Genomic DNA, 18,783 nt, shown 5'->3' with positions numbered 1-18,783 from the left:
GTGACGACTGACCCCGTAGACGGCCTCAGTGGTGGTCCGAGGCCCCGGTCGTCACCGAAGGCGTCAGCGGCGCAGGCCCGGGGACAGTTGCTGGGGGCAAGAATCAGCCGGCGACGAACTGCATCGGGTCGCCGAAGCCGAGGTCGCGTACCCCGGCGCTGTGGAACGCTCCTACCAGCAACGACCTCCGGTGGGCCGCGAAGGTCAGCACGTGCGCGACCATGCCGCCGTAGGTGAAAACGCGTGGCGGCTCACACGTCGTGTCGACGAAGCTCTCGTCGAACCGGCCCTGCTCGTTCAACTGGTTGATCAGGGCAACAAAGCGCTCACCCGCGACGGCGTGCCGGCTGCGCAGGTCCGGGATCGGTGTCCGCACCTCCCGACCGCACTCGGGCACCTGGAACGGGCGGTCCTCGACCGAGGCCAGCCACATCTCCTGCTGCCAGACCAGACGGTCCAGCAGGTAGCGGATCGTGACGTCGTCGTCGATGCCCTCGATGGAGAGCTCGATCGGCCGGTCCAGGGCCGCCGCGTCGAGCCGGCTGCCGCGGTCGATCAGTTCGCCGGTGAGCCACACGTGGTGCTCGACCATCCTGACCAGGACGTCCATTCCCTTCACCTCTTTCCTCGCGGGCAGGCGCAAGCCGGCCGGTGGCTGGAAGTGCACGCCGCTGGGGGCTGCCAGGAAGAAGACCCTGGACGGCTCTCGCCGCCAGGTCCGCGGCGACATCCCGTACGCCCGGGTGAAGGCACGGGTGAACGCCTCGTGCGAGCTGTAGCCGGCGTCGACGGCGATCTCCAGCACCCCGACCTGCTCGGCCAGCAGCCGGTACGCCGCGCGCTCCAGCAGCAACCTGCGCCGGAACGCCGCCGGCGACTCCCCGGCCGCGGCACTGATCACCCGGTCGAAGTGGAACCGCGACAGGTGCGCCCGCCGGGCGAGCGTCACCCCGGTCGCGGGGTCGTCGGTCGTCCCGCTGCCGTCCAGGCTCTCCGCAACCGCCGCCACGAACTCGGCGTACACATCGGTCATGTCTCCACTGTGCGGCCCCCGGGCCGTCCGGGACTTGATCGAAGTTGCGGAGAGCACGAAGCTGTAACGCAGTGAGGACTACTCCATGATGTGTAGTAGTGTGAACGGCAGAGCACCGCCCGTCCGGTCTGAGGGGGCCGGGTGGGCGGTGCGTCGGAGTCGAACGGGTTGGAGTGGTGATGGATCCGAGCCAGTTGCTCAAGGGCGTGCTGGATCTGGCCGTGCTCGCCGTGCTGCGGGACGGCGACGGCTACGGGTACGACGTGCTGCGGCGGCTGCGCGCAGCTGGGCTGGAGGACGTCGCCGACGCCTCGGTGTACGGCACGCTGCGGCGGTTGTTCGCGGCCGGCGCGCTCACGTCGTACGTGCAGCCGAGCGAGGAAGGACCGCACCGCAAGTACTACGGGCTCAACCAGACCGGCCACAACCTGCTGGCCGAGTCCACCAAGACCTGGAACCACTTCGCCGGAACGATGGCCGGTCTGCTGGCCCAGAAGGAGGAGGCGGCGTGAACAGCACTCTGACCGGAGCGATCGCGATCTACCTGGCCCAGGTCCGGGCGGAGCTGAGCGACCTGCCGCCGGGTGAGCTGGAGGACGTGCTCGAGGACGTCGCCGGCCACCTCACCGAGGTCGCGGCGGAGTTCCAGCAGGAGCCGACCGCCGACGAGCTGCGCGAGCGGCTCGGCAGCCCGCGCGAGTACGCCGGCGAGCTGCGCGCCGCGGCCGGCTACCCGCCTCCGGGCCGGCCCAAGAAGCCCACCAGCACCGCGGCCGACCGGGCGCTGCACTGGGGAATCGTGGCCGGCACCGTCGGCCCGTTCTTCGTGCTCATCGGTCTGCTGACCGGCGCCTCCGACGGCCTGGCGTTCTTCGGCGCGATCGGGTTGATCGTGCTGTTCGGCGCCGCGTACATCGGCCTGCGCGCACTCGGCGCCAACCCGCCACGCAGCGTGCTGGACACCCCACGCGGGGCCCGCGCCGCCGAGTACCTGCGCGGGGTGATCGACCAGATCCCGCCGAACGTCCGGCACGAGCTGGTCGCCGTCGGCCAGCCGGTCTGGTGGGTCGCTCGCGGCATGGCCGGGGGTGGCGGCTTCTTCGCGCTGTTCGGCGCCGGGGCGGTCGCGGTCGTCGGCGCGCTGGCCGGAGCCGGGGTGTCGATCTGGGTCGGCCGCCGGACCCAGCAGGACCGCCGGTGGCTCTGGTACGTCGTACCGCTGAACGTGGTCGCCGCGCTGGCGGTGCCGGCGGTCTTCGCGGCCGCTTTCACCGGGCAGTCGAACGGCCTGTTCTCGTTCTCCGGTTACGACGACGGCAGCTCGTCGAGCAGCTACGCGCCGACCGGGCTGACGCTGGACGGTGAGTCGATCTCGAACATCTACCCGTTCGACGAGCAGGGCCGGCCGGTCAGCGTCCGCCTCTACGCCCAGGACGGCAAGCCGCTCAACCTGCCGCTCGCCGACTGCGTCGCCCTCTACGGCGAAGGCGGTGCGGGCACCTGGGAGAGCACGGAGGCGGTGAGCAACCTGTTCCCGCAGCCGGTGATCGACCACACCCTGTCCACCGAGTCGCCCGGCTGGGAGGAGTGCCGCGACACCACCCGGGCGCCTTTCGTGCCACCGCCGGCCCCGGCCACCCCGATCCGGCCACTCCGGACTCCGAGCGCCGGCCCGGGCGCGACGACGACCCCGAGCACGACCCCGAGCACGACGCCGAGCACGACCCCGTCCGGGCCGTCGCAGACCCCGCCGGGCCCGTCGGTGCCGCCGTCGGCAACGCCCTCCGGCAAGCCGACCACCCCGGCCACTCCCGGCGTGACCCTTACGGTCGCCCCCACCCGCTGACCGTCCCTAGGCGTGGTGCGCGGCGGCGACAGGGCGGTACCGGTAGCCCAGCCGCTGGTAGACCGCGATCGCTGCCGCGTTCTCCGCGTCGACCATCAGCGCGGCCCGCCCGTGCTGCTTCACCAGCTCGGCCGTCACGAACGCACACACCTGCCGCGACAACCCACGGCCCCGCGCCACCGGTCTGGTCGCCACCCCGGCCAGGAAGCCGACCTCCGGCGCACTCCAGGCGTCAGCTGCGACGCTCACCAGCGCATCGCGGTCGTCGGCGATCGCGGCCCAGCGCCGGACGCCGGTGCTGCCCGGCCAGGCGTACGACGTCGGCGACGCCTCGTCCAGCAGCTCCGCGACGCCCCGGTCGTCGGGCAACCAGCGAGCGGTCGTCGTCTCGGCCGGCGCCGCGTCCGTCTCCATCCAGCCGAACGCCGCCCGGAACGACAGCCCTGGCACCCGCTCGGTCAGTCCCCGGATCAGCGGCTCCTCGCCGAACGGCCGAAAACCCGGTCCCACGATTTCGAGCACCTGCTCGACCAACGGAGCCAGCGCGTCCACCGGCCCGGCGACCGCCAGCCGGTCGCGCCGGGACAGATCGGGCGCCGCCACGGCGACCGCCCCCTCGGCGTACCAGGCCCGGACGTCGGCGCCGAGTCGCCCCTGGCCGGCCCAGACGGGGATCAGGTCGCCTTCGGCTGCCTCGACCAGCTCTGCCGGGGTGAGGAGTTCACGCACTCGACCATTGTCCGGTCAGCGGCTCGCCCGCACGCGGCGGGGTCAGCGCTCGGCAGCCCGTTGCAGCGCGTACGGCGTGAGGTGGTGGTAGCCGCGGACCGAGACCCGGCGCAGGCGCCGCAACCGGTACGCCGAGTGGCCGTCGAGGGCGGCGGCCAGTTCGCGATCGGCCAGCACGCGACCGGGTTTGCACTCGGAGGTGAGCCGCGCGGCCAGGTTGACCGTTTCGCCGTACACGTCGCCGAGGCGGATCAGGATGCTGCCGTACGCGAGCCCGATCCGCAGCTCGGGCAGGCCCTCGGTCGCGGCAACCTCGTCCTGCAGCGCGAGCGCGACGGCGGCGCCCTGGGCGGCGGTGTCGGTGACGAACAGGACCTCGTCGCCGATCGACTTGATCACCCGGCCGCCGTTCAGCGCGACGACGTCGGCGGCCATGCCCTCGAACCGCTCGATCAGTTCGCCCAGCCCGGCCTCGGAGAGCCGCCGGGTCAGCCGGGTGTAGCTGACGATGTCGGCGAACCCGACGCAGCGGATCCCGCGGGCCAGCTCGTCGGACCCGGCCACGGCCCGGCCCGCGGCGGCGGCCAGGTGCCGGCGCCAGACGTAGGTCTGCAGCCGCTCCATCGCGGGCAGCAGCAAGCCCGCGACCTCGATCGCCTCGTCGGCCGGCAGCTTCGCGCCGGCCAGGAACTCCAGGAACATCGCCGACTGCCAGGAGGCCAGCCGCGACTGGGTCTGGCCGAGCTTGCGGGCCAGCGACGACTCGATCGCGGGGTCGATGAAGTTGTCGTCCTCCAGCGCCGCGACCAGCCGCAGCGCCTCCACGTCGTCGTCGGTGAAGGCGAGCTCGTCGTCCGGCACGGTCGCGAAGCCGAGCGCGCGCCACATCCGCTCGGCCCGCTCGGTGGAAATCCCGGCCCGCTCCGACACCTGCCGGCGGGTGAACTTCCGCTCACCCCCGAGCAGCGCCCGCTCGAACTCCTTCGCCAACGCGTCCAGGTCCGGCGCGCCGCCGGGCCGACCGCCGGAATCGCCGTCACGCGCGGCGGCGTCGCTCCGGGCATCTGCGGCGAAAACGCCTGCCGGGCCGGCGGCCCCACCGTCCGCGGTACCGGCGCTGGGGTCAGGCGTCGGGCTGGGGGCCACGGCGTTCGGCGATGGTGGCGTCGACGGCGTCGCGGAAGGTGGGCAGCCGGCGGGTCAGCTCGTCGAACTTCTCCCGGGTGAAGTGCAGCAGCTGCAGCCGCGACTTCGCCGTGACCGTTGCCGTCCGCAACCGGTTCTGCCGGACCGCGACCTCGCCGGCGATGTCGCCCGGTCCGAGCTCGGCGATCTCCTCGCCCTTGACCCGGACCGCCGCCGTCCCGGCCAGGATCAGGTACGCCGCGTCCGGCGGCGTCTGCTCCAGGATCAACGACCAGCCGGCCGGTACCGAGACCTCCTCGCCGGCCCGGAAGATGTCCTTGATCTCCCGCCCGGACAAGTCCGCGAACAGCGGCAGGTCCCGCGGGGACGTCCTACCCAGCGCCACGTCGATCCTCCGAGCCCGCCGGGCACCGCCCGGCGCTAGAGCCGATGTTTCCCGTCGGTAACTCTAACGGCTGACCGCGCCCGGGGTCACAAGGCCGTCGTCGCCGGGGCGCCGAAGTCCGGACCCGAGTGGGTGCTGGGCCTGATGGAAAACCCGTCGAAGGCCCAGGGCTACGACGTCATGACGGCGAACTTCCCGCCGCCGATCCGCTGGCTGCGGCCCGTGCTGCTGCGCAGGTACGCGACGGCGCGCAGGGTCGCTCGCCGTCGACTGAGCCGAGCCCTCCCTGCGCGGGTCAGCCGCGCGCGGAGACGACCAGCAACGGTGGTCTGCGGCGGTGAAGTACCAGGTGCGGCGACCGGCGTACCTGCTCGGCGGTGGGTTGCGGCTCGCGTACCGCCTGGACGGTGAATCCGGCGGACAGCAGCGCCTCCAGCGTCGACCCGATGGTCCGGTGGTACTTCACCACCCCGTCGACGAACCACTGTCGTTGCCGTTGGCCCTCGTCCGCGTAGTCGTCGACCACGAGATCGGCCTGCTTCACCGGAGCTGTGACCACCGGATGCTCGACCGAGAACACGAACTGTCCACCCGGCACCAACCACGCCGCCACCCGCCGTACGAGCCCAGAGAAGTCCTCGACGTAGTGCAGCGCCAGGCTGCTCACCACCAGGTCGATCGAGTCCGCCGGCAGCTCGAGCTCCGCCAGGTCGCACCGGATGTACCGGACGCCGGGGTGCGGTCGGGCGTTCGCGAGCATGGCGGCCGACGCGTCAACCGCGACCACCTGAGCACCGGACTCGGCCAGCCGTACGGCGAGGCTCCCTTCGCCACAGCCGAGGTCCGCGACCCGCAGCCCGCCGACGGGCGGCAGCAAGGCGTCCACCGCGGGGATTTCCAGCACCTCGTTGAGGCCGAGCCCGCTGCGCCGCAACTCCCGGTAGCCCGCCAGGAAGTCCGGATCGTCGTACAGGTCGGCGCCCTTCACGACAGCCACCGGACCAGGTCGTCGACGTCGATCATCGGCAGCTCCCAGCGCATCGCGAACTGCTCCAGCTCGGCCGCCTGCGCCATCACGCCGTCCGGCCGCATCACCTCGCAGCACACCCCGACCGGCGCCAGCCCGGCGGCCACGCACAGCGCGACCGTCGCCTCGGTGTGCCCCTTCCGCTCGGCCAGCAGACCAGGACGTGCGGCCAGCGGAAACACGTGCCCGGGCCGGAGAAAGTCCGACGGCACGGCGTCCGGCGCGGCCAGCCGGCGAATGGTCGCGGCCCGGTCGGCCGCGCTCACCCCGGTCCCCGGCGACGACGCCAGGTCCACCGGAACGTGCATCGCCGTTCCCTGGCGATCCCCGCCCCCCGGCATCGGCGGGACCTCCAGCCGCTGGAGAACCTCAGCAGCACAAGGGATCGTGGTGTGCCCGCAGACCTGGGTGAGCAGGAACGTCATCGCCTCCGGCCGGAACCGCTCGGCGGCGAAAACGACGTCGCCCTCACCTTCCAGCGCCGGGTCCCAGACCACCACGCCGCCTCCCGCCGCCAGCTGCGCCACCACTTTCTGAACGCCGGCCTCGCCGCTCAGGTGACCGGTCCAGGGCAGGCGGGCGACAGCCCGCAGCAGCTCGGGACCGTGCCCCTCCCGGGCCATCCGGGTGACCAGGTCGCTCTCCACGTTGACCCGGTCGCCGACAGCCAGGTCGCCGAGCGTCGTACGGCGCAGCGTGTTCGGCACCAGGACGACGGTGAAGCGGTCCTTGAGCACCTCGGCCACGGTCAGGCTGACCCCGTTCACCGCGACCGACGACTTCGCCACGAGCCGGGCGAGCAACCGGTCGGCCGGCTTGATCCAGACCCGGCGGCCGGCCGGCTCGTCATCGACCCGCAGCACCTTGCCGACTCCCTCGACATGACCCTGGACCAGGTGCCCGTCGATCCGGTCCCCCGCGGCGACCGGCAGCTCGAAGTGCAGCCGCGCGCCGGCGGCGACCCGGTCCAGCGTGGTCCGGCGACGGGTCTCGTCGGTGACCGTGGCGACCAACTCGCCGGGAGCGACCGACTGCATCGTCATCCGGACCCCGTCGAGGCAGACCGCGCCGCCCTCCACCAACGGCGCCGACGGATCGATCTGGACCCGTAGCGCGTCCGCCTCCACCGCGGTGACGATCGCGGTGTGCTCGATTTTTCCTGTGAACATGTGCCAGCTCCTGTGTCAGCGACGACCAGGGACCCTGACAGGTCCGAGCAGAGGTGCCCTCGACGGAGCACCGAGCGGGGTATCACCGCGTGGCCCCGGTTGTCGCCGGGTCACTCCGTACGCCGTACGGAGCCGACGGGCCCGGGATCAGCTCCCTGCCGTCACACCTTGGAATCGCACCAGCAGCAGTAAAGCACGGACCGAGGGGCGGGCGAGGGCAAGACTCGGGCGGTCCCGAGCACCTAGCATCGGGGGTTCGTGCGCGCAGGGTGGTGGACCGAGCTCGGGGGTGGGCTGGTGCGGGTGGCGATGGTGGGGATGGGCAGCCGGGGTGACGCGCAGCCGATGGCGCTGCTCGGCGCGGAACTCACCGCGCGCGGGTACGACGTCGAGGTGGCGCTGGCGTCGGACCTGGCCTGGATCGGTACGGCGCTCGGCTTGCGCACCACGGACCTCGGGTTCAGCGCGCGCGACTTCCTGGACTCGGAACAGGGTCGCACGTGGCTGGCGGCCGGCGACGTCGCGTCGTACGTGCGGTGGCTGCTTGCCTTCAAGCAGGAGATCGCCGAGGAGCTGCAGGCCCGGCTGGTCCGGCTCACGGACGGCGCCGATGTGGTGGTGTCGGGGACGGCGACCGAGCTGGAGTGTGCGGTGATCGCCGAGGCGCGCGGCGTCCCGTACGTCGCGGTGCACCACGTGCCACTGCGCAGCAACAGCGCCTTCCCGCACCTGCTGGTGTCGACGGAGATCCTCTCGCCGGAGCAGAACCGGCAGACGTACCTCGACGTGGATCGCGCGAACTGGCCCGTCTTCGAACCGCTGCTGAACGCCTTTCGGGGACAGCTCGGTCTGCCGCCGACCGCGGACAACACCGCGACCCGGCTGGAGCGTGCGGATTCGTTGGAACTGCAGGCGTACAGCCGGTTTCTGCTGCCCGAGTTGGCCGACTGGAGTCCGCGAAGACCGCTGACCGGCTTCATCACCCCGACCGAGTCGCAGCGTGCGGTGCTGAGCGGCGCACGGGGTGATCGCGACCTCGACGCTTGGCTGGCAGCCGGAGACCCACCGGTGTACTTCGGTTTCGGCAGTATGCCGGTGCTCGATCCCCCGGCGGCCCTCACGCTGATCGAGAAGGTCAGCGCGACACTCGGCGTACGGGCGCTGGTGGGGCTGCGGGGTGCGACGTCGAGCAATCCCGCCGTACGGGTGGTCTGGGAGCTCGACCACGAAGCTGTGCTGCCGCGGTGCCGCGCGGCCGTGCATCACGGCGGCGCCGGTACGACCGCTGTGTCGTTGCGGGCCGGTCTGCCCACGGTCGTCTGCGCCGTCTTCGCGGACCAGCCCTTCTGGGGCGCGCTGCTCCACCGCCGCGACCTCGGCAGCACCCTGCCCTTCACCGGCCTCGCCGAGCTCCCCCTGCTGGCTGCCCTCGAACCGCTGCTGACTTCGCAAGCCCGCGCCCGAGCAGCGGCGATGTCGCAGCAGCTCCACTCCGAGAACGGTTCTGCACAAGCCGCCGACGCGTTCGAGCACGCGCTCGGCGAGTGACCTGACTTCGCCTCGCGCGGCTGACCCGTTGACCCTCGTGGAGCACCCCGCTACGGTGGCGGGAAATCGATTTCTTCGCTGGCCGCCCCACCAGGAGACCTCGCATGCTGAAGCGATCCGCCCTCGTTCTGCCCTTGCTGCTCGGCGCGGCCGTGCTACCCGCCAACCCGTCCACCCCGGCGCAGGCCACCGCCGTTCCGTCGCCCGCCGCGAAGGTGGCCAAGCTGACCGGGCCGGAGTCGATCAACGACACCGAGCGCCGGTTCGCCCTGAAGTCGACGGACCTCGGCATCCTCTGGGACAACGGCGCCGGCGAGATCCTGTCCGCGTTCGGCGACAGCTACGGCAGCGGCTGGACCGGGCCGGGGGGCGGCGTCGGCGATCCGGCGACGCTCGACTGGCGCTGCAACCTGCTGCTCCGGAGCAAGGACCGCCACCTCGCCGACGGGATGACCTTCGACAGCGCGGCCGAGGACCGGCCCGGGCACGCGGGGCAGTTCCTCGACTGCAAGAAGGTCGACCGCGACGAGCACACGGTCATCCCGACGGCCGGGATCGCGGTCGGCCGGCGGCAGTACGTGCAGTACATGTCGGTCAACTACTGGGGTCCGGCCGGCAGCTGGTTCACCAACCACTCCGGCTTCGCGTACTCCGACGACAACGGCGAGACCTGGACCAAGGACCCGAACGCCCGCTGGACGAACACGGCAGTCTGGAACAGCAACTTCCAGATGACCGCGCTGGTCCGCGACCGGGGCCACGTCTACATGATCGGTACGCCGAACGGCCGTTTCGGCAACGCGTACCTCGCCCGCGTCCCCGAGCACCAGGTGCTCAGCAAGCGGGCCTGGCGCTACTGGGACGGCAGGACCTGGTCACCCAAGGAAAGCGCGGCCGTCCCGGTCGTTGCCGGCCCGGTGAGCGAGGTCTCGGTCCAGTGGAACGCGCACCTCGGCAAGTGGTTGATGCTCTACCTCGACGAGAGCCGCGCGTCCGTCGTACTACGCTCCGCCTCCGCACTGACCGGTCCGTGGAGCGGCGAGCGGGTGGTTGCCAAAGGCACGGACTTCCCCGGCCTCTACGGCACCTACATCCACCCTTGGTCGTCCGGCCAGGATCTGTACTTCACGATGTCGCAGTGGGACCCGTACAACGTGTTCCTGATGCACACCAAGCTCACTGACGACGGCAGGCCGACCAACCTGGTGACCGATCCCGGCTTCGAGGAGCAGACCGGGACGTCGCCGTCGCCGCCGTGGCAGCTCAACGGCCGAGGCGGCATCGACAGCGCCGACCTCGCTCACACCGGCGCCCGGAACGCTTACCTGCGCGACTCGATCGGTGCGCACTCGCTGCAGCAGACCGTCGCCGTCCGGCCGCACCACCGGTACCGGTTGTCCGCGTGGGTCCGCACCGCGGAGAACAACCGGGAGACCGTGCTCGGCGTCCGGACCCTGCGCGGCAGAACCGTGGCGGAGAAGCCCGGCGGCGCGCATCCGCAGTACACCCGGGTGAGTGTGGAGTTCACCTCCGGCCGGGAATCGCTCGTTCAGCTGTACGCCGGATTCTTCGGGCCCGGGCAGGACGTCTGGTACCAGCTCGACGACGTGGTGCTGGAGGAGATCCGGTGATCAACACGGCCTAGTGGGTGATGCGGCCGGACCGGCGGTTTCGGCGCGGGCGGGGCTGGCGGGGGCGGACCGGGCGGCGCGGGCCGACGAGGCGCGGGCCGGCCAGGCGGTCCTCGAGGCGACGGGCCTCGCGGCGAATGGGCTGAGCGACGTACTCGCCGAGAATGACGCCCGAGGCGAGCGCGACGCCGATCGCGACCGCGGTCGCCAGGCTGACGACGCCGATCAGGTTGCCCAGGCTCAGCAGCTCGAACAGGCCCTTGTAGATGGTCAGTCCAGGCAGCAGCGGCACCGTGCCGGACACCACGACCACCAGCGGCGGTACGCCACAGCGCCGGCCGAGCGAGTACCCGCCGAGGCCGACCACGAAGGCGCCCGCCGCCGTCGACCAGGCCGGCCCGAACTCCGCCCGCGCCATCAGCGTGAACGCCAGCGACCCCGCGGCCCCGACCACCCCGACCGGCAGCAGCGACCGCAACGGGGCGTACGACGCGTAGGCGAAGGCGACCGCCATCAGTGCACTGGCGCCGACCATGACCGGCAGGTTCGCCAGCTGGATCGTCTGCGCCTCGATCGCGACCGGCAGACCGAGCTTCAGCCCGAGCGTCAGGCCGAGGCTGACCCCGGCGATGATCCCGCCGGTCAGCAGCATCGCCTCCAGGCTGCGGGCGGCCGCGGTCACGTAGTACCCGGTGATCGCGTCCTGGACCGCACCGGTGAGGGCGATGCCGGCCAGCAGCATGATGATGCCGGCCGCGACCACCAGCGACGGCTTCACCGGCGCGTCCACGGCGTACAGGATCAGCGCGACGGCGGTGGCCACGAACGCGCCGGCGACCTGCTGGTAGAACGCGGGCAGCCGCTGCCGGTTGAACCAGCGGTTGTTCGTCTCGATCACGATCGCGGTGACGAAGGCGACCAGCGTGATCAGCCAGCCACCGCCGAGCAGCAGCGTCGCGCCGCCGGCCATCACGCCCCAGGCGAGCACCGAGGTCCACCGCGGGAACGGCGGTCCGGCGGAGACGATCCGGGCCAGCTCGCGGCTCGCCTCCTCCCGGGTCACGTCACCGCGGGCGAACCGGCGGACCAGGCGGTCGACATCGGTCAGCCGGGAGAAGTCCTGGCCGCGGTACCGGACGACGCGCACGTGCGTCTCGGGCGCGACGTCGGGCGCGGCCTGGTACGAGATCGCGATCGAGGTGAAGGTGATGTCCACCTCGCACCCGCGCAGACCGCCCGCGGCGGTCACGCCGAGAATGGTCGCGGTGGTGTCCGCCGTACCGGCACCGCTGGACAGCAGCACCTCGCCGACCCGCAGCGCGAGGTCCAGCGTGCTGTACACCTCACGCTGCTCGTCGCGAGCCCGCTGCTCCTCCACCACCCGCCGGTCCTCGGCCCGCCGGCCGCGCTGCCGCCGCTCGACCATCGCCTCGTCCGTCGGTCCTCCGCCCGCCGCCACCTTGCTGCTCTCGTCCACTCGCTCGACGCTAACGCCCTTGCCCGGGCCATTCCCAACCGGACCTGCACCACCCACCACCGTGCCACCGGCGGCCAGGCCCCCGCTCCGGCGGGGCCCGCGGCCGCTCGGCGCCGCCGCTTCCCGAGTGGTGCAGTTCCGCCCGGACGCGGCGACCCGGCCTGCAATCGCTTTCCCTGCGGCCGTACGGCCGGAACCGGCAACCGGTTGACTCGCCGTGACACCCCACCTAAGGTTGCGATCACACGCTCGGAAAGCCCTTTCCAAGCGATTCGACACCAGGAGGCCGAGCATGTGCGCCCTCGACGGTGAGTCCACCGCGACCGAGCCCGCGGAGCGGCCCAGCCGGCCCGATGCCGCGCTGCCCGGCGGGATCGGCGTCTCCCTGCTCACGGTGTACGACGTCGAGGCCCCCGACGGCCTGGTCGGCGGCACCCCGCACGTCCACCTGGCCTGCTCCGAGGGGTACTACGTGATCGCCGGCTCCGGCGCGGTCCACACCCTCAACCCCAAGGGCTTCACCGAGACCCCGTTGCAGCCCGGCACGGTCGTGTGGTTCGACCCCGGCACGATCCACCGGCTGGTCAACGGTGGCGGCCTGCAGATCCTCACGCTGATGTCGAACTCCGGCCTGCCCGAGGCCGGCGACGCGGTGCTCACCCTGCCGCCGGAGCACCTGACCGACCGCGAGACCTACCTGGCCGCGACCACCCTCACCGGCGAGGGCGAGGCCCGTACGCCGTCCGCGATGCGCCGCCGCGACCTCGCGCTCGAGGGCTTCGCCGCCCTGCGCAGCGCGTACGACGCCGAGGGACCGGGCGCGCTCGACGCGTTCTACCAGGCGGCCATCGGCATCGTCCGACCCCAGCTTCCCGACTGGCGACGCCGCTGGCAGCAGGGCGCTCGCCGCCTGGCCGACGAGACCGGCGCGGCGCTCGACGCGCTCGAAGCCGGGACCGCTCCGCACCTGCAGTCCGCGCAGCTTCACCAGCTTCCCGCGCCGACGGAGCTCGGTCGCCACGGGATGTGCGGGCGCCTCGACGTGTACGACCTGGCCTCCGGGGCCAGCCACACCTGACCCCCGGCGTACCAGCCAACGCCCCGACCGAGACCAGCGCAGCAGCGCCGAAGAGAGGCACGAACAGTGAACGAGCGACGCGTCGGCATCGTGATGAACGGCGTCACCGGCCGGATGGGCCTGCGCCAGCACCTGGAGCGTTCCATCGTGGCGATCCGCGAGCAGGGCGGCATCGCCGCCGCCGACGGGTCGATGATCATTCCCGAGCCGATCCTGGTCGGCCGCAACGAGCTGAAGCTGCGCCGGATCGCCGAGCAGTACGGCCTGACCCGCTGGACCACCGACCTGTCCGAGGCACTGGCCGAGCCGGACGTCGAGATCTACTTCGACTCCCAGCTCACTCAGCTGCGGGAGAAGGGTGTGCGCGCCGCGGTCGAGGCCGGCAAGGCGATCTACTGCGAGAAGCCGATCGCCGAGGGCCTGGACGCCGCGGTCGACCTGGCCCGGCTGGTCCGCGACTCCGGCCTGAAGAACGGCGTCGTCCAGGACAAGCTGTCACTGCCCGGCCTGCGCAAGCTCAAGCGGCTGGTCGACGGCGGCTTCTTCGGCCGGATCCTCTCGGTCCGCGGCGAGTTCGGCTACTGGGTGTTCGAGGGCGACTGGCAGGAGGCGCAGCGGCCCGCCTGGAACTACAAGCAGGCAGAGGGCGGCGGCATCGTGGTCGACATGTTCTGCCACTGGCGGTACGTGCTCGACCAGATCTTCGCGCCGGTCCGGTCGGTGTACTGCCAGGGCGCGGTGCACATCCCGACCCGGTGGGACGAGCAGGGCACCGAGTACGCCGCCACCGCCGAGGATGCGGCGTACGGCGTGTTCGAGCTGGAGGGCGGGATCATCGCGCAGCTGAACTCGTCGTGGACGACCCGGGTGTTCCGGGACGAGCTGGTCGAGTTCCAGGTCGACGGCACCGAGGGCTCGGCGGTCGCCGGGCTGCGGAACTGCCACGCCCAGCACCGGTCGGCGACGCCCAAGCCGGTCTGGAACCCGGACCTGCCGGTGACCGAGAAGTTCCGGGACCAGTGGTCGGTGGTGCCGGACAACGAGGTGTTCGACAACGGCTTCAAGGTGCAGTGGGAGATGTTCCTGCGGCACGTGGTGGATGATGCGCCGTTCACCTGGGACTTCGTCGAGGGCGCGAAGGGTGTGCAGCTGGCGGAGCTCGGGCTGCAGTCCTGGCGCGAAGGCCGCAAGCTGGAGGTCCCGGCGCTGTCGATCGAGGCCGGGTCATGACGCTCGCTCTGAAGCTTCCCGCCGTCGGCGGGCAGAGAAAGGGTGGCGAGGGAACCGGCGGCGGCTCCGGCCCGAGCCCTGCGGTGCGCGGTGACCTGGTGGAGTACCGACTTGTGGGTAAGCCGGTTGCTGAGGGCACCTACACGCCGGCGGTGAGCCGGCTGGCCTTCGCGGCGGCGCACGTGGTGGCGGATCCGCTGGGCGACAACGCGCCGGGAGCACCCGCGGCGATCGACTGGGAGCACACGCTGCAGTTCCGGCGGCACCTGTGGTCGCTCGGGTTGTCGGTGGCCGAGGCGATGGACACCGCGCAGCGCGGGATGGGGCTGGACTGGCCGGCGACCCAGGAGCTGATCCGGCGTTCCGCCGCGGAAGCACCGGACGGCCGGATCGCGGTCGGCGTCGGCACCGACCAGCTGCCCGCGGGTGAGCACACCCTGGACGCCGTGATCGCGGCGTACGAGGAGCAGCTGGCGGTCGCCGAGCAGGCCGGCGCGCAGCCGATCCTGATGGCCAGCCGCGCGCTCTGCGCGGCGGCGAACTCGCCCGACGACTACCGCAAGGTGTACGACCGGCTGCTCGCGCAGTCGTCCCGGCCGGTCATCCTGCACTGGCTGGGCGCGATGTTCGATCCGGCGCTGGACGGCTACTGGGGCAGCGACTCGCTGGACACCGCCGCGGACGTCGTGGTCGGCCTGATCGCCGACCACACCGCCAAGGTGGACGGCATCAAGGTCTCTCTGCTCGACGCGGCCAAGGAAGTTGCTCTGCGCAACCGCTTGCCCGAGCAGGTCCGGCTCTACACCGGCGACGACTTCAACTACCCGGAGCTGATCCGCGGCGACGGCCTGCGGCACAGCGACGCGCTGCTCGGCATCTTCGCCGCGATCGCACCGGCGGCGGCCGCGGCCCTGAAGGCCCTCGACGACGGCGACCTCGGGCGGTACGAACAGGTCTTCGCGCCGACCGTGCCGCTGGCCCGGCAGATCTTCTCCGCGCCGACGTACTACTACAAGACCGGCATCGCCTTGCTCGCCTGGCTGAACGGGCACCAGCCCGGCTTCGGCATGGTCGGCGGCCTGCAGACCGGCCGCTCGCTGCCGCACCTCGCCGAGACCTTCCGGCTGGCGGACCAGGCCGGCGTCCTGACCCGGCCCGACCTCGCCGTCGACCGCTTCCGGCGGCTGCTGGCCGTGCACGGAGTCGACGCATGAACCGCTACAGCCTCAACCAGGCGACCACGAAGTACTGGCCGCTGGAAGACGTGGTCGCGGCCAGCTCGAAGGCCGAGCTGTCCTGGATCGGCCTGTGGCGTGAGCCGGTCCAGGAGTACGGCGTCGAGCGCGCGGCCAAGCTGGTCGCCGACGCCGGGCTGCAGGTCTCCTCGTTGTGCCGCGGCGGGTTCTTCACCGCCACCGACGAGGCCGAGCGGCAGGCCAAGCTCGACGACAACCGCCGCGCGATCGACGAGGCGGCGACGCTCGGCACCGAGGTGCTGGTCCTGGTCAGCGGCGGCCTTCCGGCCGGCTCCCGGGACCTGGACGGCGCCCGCAGCATGGTCCGTGACGGACTGGCCGAGCTCGCGCCGTACGCCGGTGAGCGGGGGGTGCGGCTGGCGATCGAGGCGCTGCACCCGATGTTCTGCTCCGACCGGTGCGTGGTGTCCTCGCTCGGCGGCGCGCTCGACCTGGCCGAGCAGTTCCCGGCCGAGCAGGTCGGCGTGATCGTCGACGCCTACCACCTGTGGTGGGACGCGGACGTCTACCGCCAGATCCAGCGGGCCGGCGACCGGATCTGCTCGTACCAGGTGAGCGACTGGGTGGTGCCGCTGCCGGCCGACACCCTGCTCGGCCGCGGTCTGATGGGCGACGGCTCGATCGAGCTGCGCCGGTTGCGCGAGGCCTGCGACGCGGCCGGTTACACCGGGCCGGTCGAGGTGGAGATCTTCAACCAGGACCTCTGGGACGCGCCCGGTCAGCACGTCTTCGACCTCGCCCTCGCCCGCTACCGCGAACACGTTGCCTGAAGCAATCATCTGCCCGAGGCCGACGCAAAGGAGCACCGCCCCGTGACCGACCGCAGCATTCCCGCCGACGGCATAGGCATGCACCTGTACACGATGCGCGAGGCGCTCGCCGACGACTACCCGGGCACGCTCCGGCGACTCGCCGAGATCGGCTACCGGACCGTCGGGGTCAGCGGCCGGTTCGGCCACTCCGCCGCCGAGATCCGCTCGTACGCCGACGCGGCCGGCCTGCGGATCGTGCTGGAGCACGTCGGCTACCAGCGGCTGACCGACGACTGGGAAGGCGCCCTGGCGGACGTGCACACGCTCGGCGGCCGCTGGATCGTCGTACCGTCGCTGCCGGTCGAGCTGCGCACGCCGGACGGCTTCCGGGAGGCGGCCGCCGCGTTCAACCAAGCCGGTGAAGCGGCCCGGGCGGCGGGACTGAAGCTGCTGTTCCACAACCACGGGCACGACTTCGCCGAGGTGGACGGGCAAGTGCTGTTCGACATCCTGCTCGCCGAGGTGGAGCCCGACCTGCTCGGCTTCGAGCTGGACCTGTACTGGGTGGTGGACGGCGGGAAGAACCCGGTCGACTACTTCCAGCAGTACCCGGGCCGGTTCCCCGCGCTGCACGTCAAGGACATGGCCGCGGACGGGTCGTTCGAGGACGTCGGGATGGGCCGGCTGGACTTCCCGGCGATCTTCGACCGGGCCGACCGCGGTGGCGTCGAGCAGTGGCTGGTGGAGCACGACGCGCCGGTCGACCCGTGGGCGTCGGCCCGGACGAGCTACCGCTCGCTGGCGCAGCTGCGGTTCTGACGTCGGCGGCCGGCCAGCGACGCGCTATCGTTGTCACGGAACGCAAGTGATCGGCTACCGTCCGCGGTACGCACGATCGGGCATCGGCGTGCCGGACGCGTTGCTCTGACGGCGCGATCTGTCACTCTGTGAGGGGGCCCTCACCACGGCGGGGTTCCTGTCAGGCCGCCGACGCCGTGACGCCGGAGATGTGCAGTGCAGAACGAGCCCACCGTGCGGATGACGGCCGTGCGCCGTCTCTACGAGGTGAGCGCCCGGATGGGCGCGGGGCGCAGCCTGGGCGAGACCCTGCAGGCCGTGGTGGACGGGGTCGTCGACGGCCTCGGCTTCGGCATCGCCGTGCTGAACCTGCGGCAGCCGGACGGCAAGTTCGAGGTGATCGCGGTGGCCGGGTCGCCGGAGGCGAAGGAAGCGCTGCTCGGCACGGTCAGCGCGGCCGACATCTTCGACGCCGAGTTCGCGATCGCCGACGTCTGGGGCGGCCTGCGGTTCGTGCCGCACGAGCGGCTGCCCGAGGGTGAGGTGGTCGGCTGGGTGCCCGACGTACCGGTGTCCGCCGACCCGAACGCCTGGCACCCGCTGGACGCGCTGTTCGCGCCGCTGTGCTCGTCCGAGGGCGAACTGGTCGGCATGCTCTCGGTCGACCTGCCCGAGGACCAGCGCCGGCCGGGGCCGATCCACCGGGAGCTGCTGGAGATCTTCGCGACCCAGGCCGGGCTGGCGATCGACAAGGCCCGGCTGACCGACCAGCTGCTGGCCGAGAAGGTCCGGCTGGAGGCGAGCGAGACGACGTTCCGGCTGGTCTTCGAGGGCGCCGGGAACGGGATGGCGACGATCGCGTTCGACGGCCCCGAGGCCGGCCGGGTCCTGCGGGTGAACGACGCGTTCTGCCGGATCACCGGCTACACCACCGACCAGCTCGTCGGGTCGGCGCTGGCGGACTACCTGGAGGACGAGGACGCCGGGCAGAGCCGGCGTGAGCTGGACCAGCTGACCGCGGGCCAGGGACCGTACCGGTTCGAGCGGACCTTCCGGCGGGCCGACGGCCACGACATCTGGCTCGGCGGCACCGCCGCGATCGTCGGCCAGGGCAAGGACCAGCCGCGCATCCTGCTGATCCAGATCGACGACGTGACCGCGCGCAAGGACGCCGAGCGGGAGCTGCAGCACCACGCCGCGCACGACGCGCTCACCGGCCTGGCGAACCGACGACTGCTGCAGCACCGGTTCAACGCGGTGCTGCAACGGTCGCGGCAGAGTGGACGCCGCGGGGTGCTGCTGTTCTGCGACCTGAACCACTTCAAGCAGGTCAACGACAAGTACGGCCACGAGGCCGGCGACCTGGCACTGCGCGAGATCGGCACCCGGCTGCAGGCGGCGGTCCGGCAGGGCGACACCGTCGCCCGACTGGGCGGCGACGAGTTCGCCGTCCTGGCCGAGGAGATCGACGGCACCGACCTGACCGCGCTGGTGCGCCGCATCGAGGACTCGATCAACCGCCCACTGACCGGCATCGACGTCCCCGTCACCGCCAGCCTCGGCACCGCCGTCGTCAGCCCGTACACCGCCGACCTCGAAGAACTCCTCCGCACCGCCGACCACGCCATGTACGAGGCCAAACAACACAGCAGACGCTGAGCACCCTGGCCGTGCGCGG

Annotated in this window: 17 protein-coding genes; 10 read left to right on the top strand and 7 right to left on the bottom strand. The window is 71.9% G+C overall.

Annotated elements, in window-relative coordinates; translation table 11 throughout:
* Positions 1-103: 103 nt before the first annotated feature.
* The gene (locus tag KFLA_RS01595; protein ID WP_012918002.1) at positions 104-1,033 is read right to left on the bottom strand and encodes a helix-turn-helix domain-containing protein; all 930 of its coding nucleotides are present in this window, start codon (positions 1,031-1,033) and stop codon (positions 104-106) included.
* Positions 1,034-1,212: 179 nt separating this feature from the next.
* On the opposite strand from KFLA_RS01595, the gene KFLA_RS01590 reads away from it, so the two are divergent.
* The gene (locus KFLA_RS01590) at positions 1,213-1,545 is read left to right on the top strand and encodes a PadR family transcriptional regulator (RefSeq protein ID WP_012918001.1); all 333 of its coding nucleotides are present in this window, start codon (positions 1,213-1,215) and stop codon (positions 1,543-1,545) included.
* On the top strand, positions 1,542-2,879 hold the full coding sequence (locus KFLA_RS01585; protein WP_012918000.1) for a DUF1700 domain-containing protein: 1,338 nt from the start codon (positions 1,542-1,544) through the stop codon (positions 2,877-2,879). Before KFLA_RS01590 ends, KFLA_RS01585 begins: the two co-directional genes overlap by 4 nt.
* Positions 2,880-2,885: 6 nt before the next feature.
* On the opposite strand, the gene KFLA_RS01580 is transcribed toward KFLA_RS01585, so the two are convergent.
* The 5 genes from KFLA_RS01580 to KFLA_RS01560 form a co-directional block, all read right to left on the bottom strand.
* On the bottom strand, positions 2,886-3,608 hold the full coding sequence (locus KFLA_RS01580; protein WP_012917999.1) for a GNAT family N-acetyltransferase: 723 nt from the start codon (positions 3,606-3,608) through the stop codon (positions 2,886-2,888).
* A 42-nt stretch (positions 3,609-3,650) separates the two neighbouring features.
* The gene (locus KFLA_RS01575) at positions 3,651-4,754 is read right to left on the bottom strand and encodes an adenylate/guanylate cyclase domain-containing protein (RefSeq protein ID WP_012917998.1); all 1,104 of its coding nucleotides are present in this window, start codon (positions 4,752-4,754) and stop codon (positions 3,651-3,653) included.
* The gene (locus KFLA_RS01570) at positions 4,732-5,139 is read right to left on the bottom strand and encodes a cyclic nucleotide-binding domain-containing protein (RefSeq protein ID WP_012917997.1); all 408 of its coding nucleotides are present in this window, start codon (positions 5,137-5,139) and stop codon (positions 4,732-4,734) included. The genes KFLA_RS01575 and KFLA_RS01570 overlap by 23 nt, the downstream gene beginning before the upstream one ends.
* Before the next feature lie 295 nt (positions 5,140-5,434).
* Positions 5,435-6,136, bottom strand: coding sequence for a class I SAM-dependent methyltransferase (locus tag KFLA_RS01565; protein WP_158307256.1), 702 nt, complete (start codon positions 6,134-6,136; stop codon positions 5,435-5,437).
* Entirely contained in the window at positions 6,124-7,335 is a 1,212-nt protein-coding gene (locus KFLA_RS01560) for a 3,4-dihydroxy-2-butanone-4-phosphate synthase (RefSeq protein ID WP_012917995.1), read from the bottom strand. Before KFLA_RS01560 ends, KFLA_RS01565 begins: the two co-directional genes overlap by 13 nt.
* 258 nt (positions 7,336-7,593) lie before the next feature.
* Between KFLA_RS01560 and KFLA_RS01555 the strand changes: the two genes are divergently transcribed.
* Entirely contained in the window at positions 7,594-8,883 is a 1,290-nt protein-coding gene (locus tag KFLA_RS01555; protein ID WP_202797065.1) for a glycosyltransferase, read from the top strand.
* Between the two features lie 104 nt (positions 8,884-8,987).
* The gene (locus KFLA_RS01550; RefSeq protein WP_012917993.1) at positions 8,988-10,514 is read left to right on the top strand and encodes a DUF4185 domain-containing protein; all 1,527 of its coding nucleotides are present in this window, start codon (positions 8,988-8,990) and stop codon (positions 10,512-10,514) included.
* Between the two features lie 10 nt (positions 10,515-10,524).
* Here the strand turns inward: KFLA_RS01550 and KFLA_RS01545 are convergent, their stop codons facing one another.
* On the bottom strand, positions 10,525-11,991 hold the full coding sequence (locus tag KFLA_RS01545) for a threonine/serine exporter family protein (protein WP_237706684.1): 1,467 nt from the start codon (positions 11,989-11,991) through the stop codon (positions 10,525-10,527).
* 292 nt (positions 11,992-12,283) lie between these two features.
* Between KFLA_RS01545 and KFLA_RS01540 the strand changes: the two genes are divergently transcribed.
* The 6 genes from KFLA_RS01540 to KFLA_RS01515 all read left to right on the top strand — a co-directional run bounded on the left by KFLA_RS01540 (position 12,284) and on the right by KFLA_RS01515 (position 18,764).
* On the top strand, positions 12,284-13,069 hold the full coding sequence (locus KFLA_RS01540) for a cupin domain-containing protein (protein ID WP_012917991.1): 786 nt from the start codon (positions 12,284-12,286) through the stop codon (positions 13,067-13,069).
* Positions 13,070-13,135: 66 nt separating this feature from the next.
* On the top strand, positions 13,136-14,299 hold the full coding sequence (locus KFLA_RS01535; RefSeq protein WP_012917990.1) for a Gfo/Idh/MocA family protein: 1,164 nt from the start codon (positions 13,136-13,138) through the stop codon (positions 14,297-14,299).
* Positions 14,296-15,513 (top strand): dihydrodipicolinate synthase family protein, encoded by a 1,218-nt coding sequence (locus tag KFLA_RS01530; protein ID WP_012917989.1) that lies wholly within the window; start codon positions 14,296-14,298, stop codon positions 15,511-15,513. Before KFLA_RS01535 ends, KFLA_RS01530 begins: the two co-directional genes overlap by 4 nt.
* Positions 15,510-16,325, top strand: coding sequence for a sugar phosphate isomerase/epimerase family protein (locus KFLA_RS01525; protein ID WP_012917988.1), 816 nt, complete (start codon positions 15,510-15,512; stop codon positions 16,323-16,325). Before KFLA_RS01530 ends, KFLA_RS01525 begins: the two co-directional genes overlap by 4 nt.
* Before the next feature lie 42 nt (positions 16,326-16,367).
* Positions 16,368-17,126: a sugar phosphate isomerase/epimerase family protein gene (locus tag KFLA_RS01520; RefSeq protein ID WP_012917987.1), complete on the top strand. Its 759-nt coding sequence runs from the start codon at positions 16,368-16,370 to the stop codon at positions 17,124-17,126.
* Positions 17,127-17,321: 195 nt separating this feature from the next.
* Complete coding sequence (locus KFLA_RS01515) at positions 17,322-18,764, top strand: diguanylate cyclase domain-containing protein (RefSeq protein WP_012917986.1); 1,443 nt, start codon at positions 17,322-17,324, stop codon at positions 18,762-18,764.
* Positions 18,765-18,783 lie beyond the last annotated feature (19 nt).

The organism is Kribbella flavida DSM 17836 (assembly GCF_000024345.1).
GTDB classification, from domain to species: domain Bacteria; phylum Actinomycetota; class Actinomycetes; order Propionibacteriales; family Kribbellaceae; genus Kribbella; species Kribbella flavida.
This window is presented reverse-complemented; position numbering and strand designations above follow the sequence as displayed.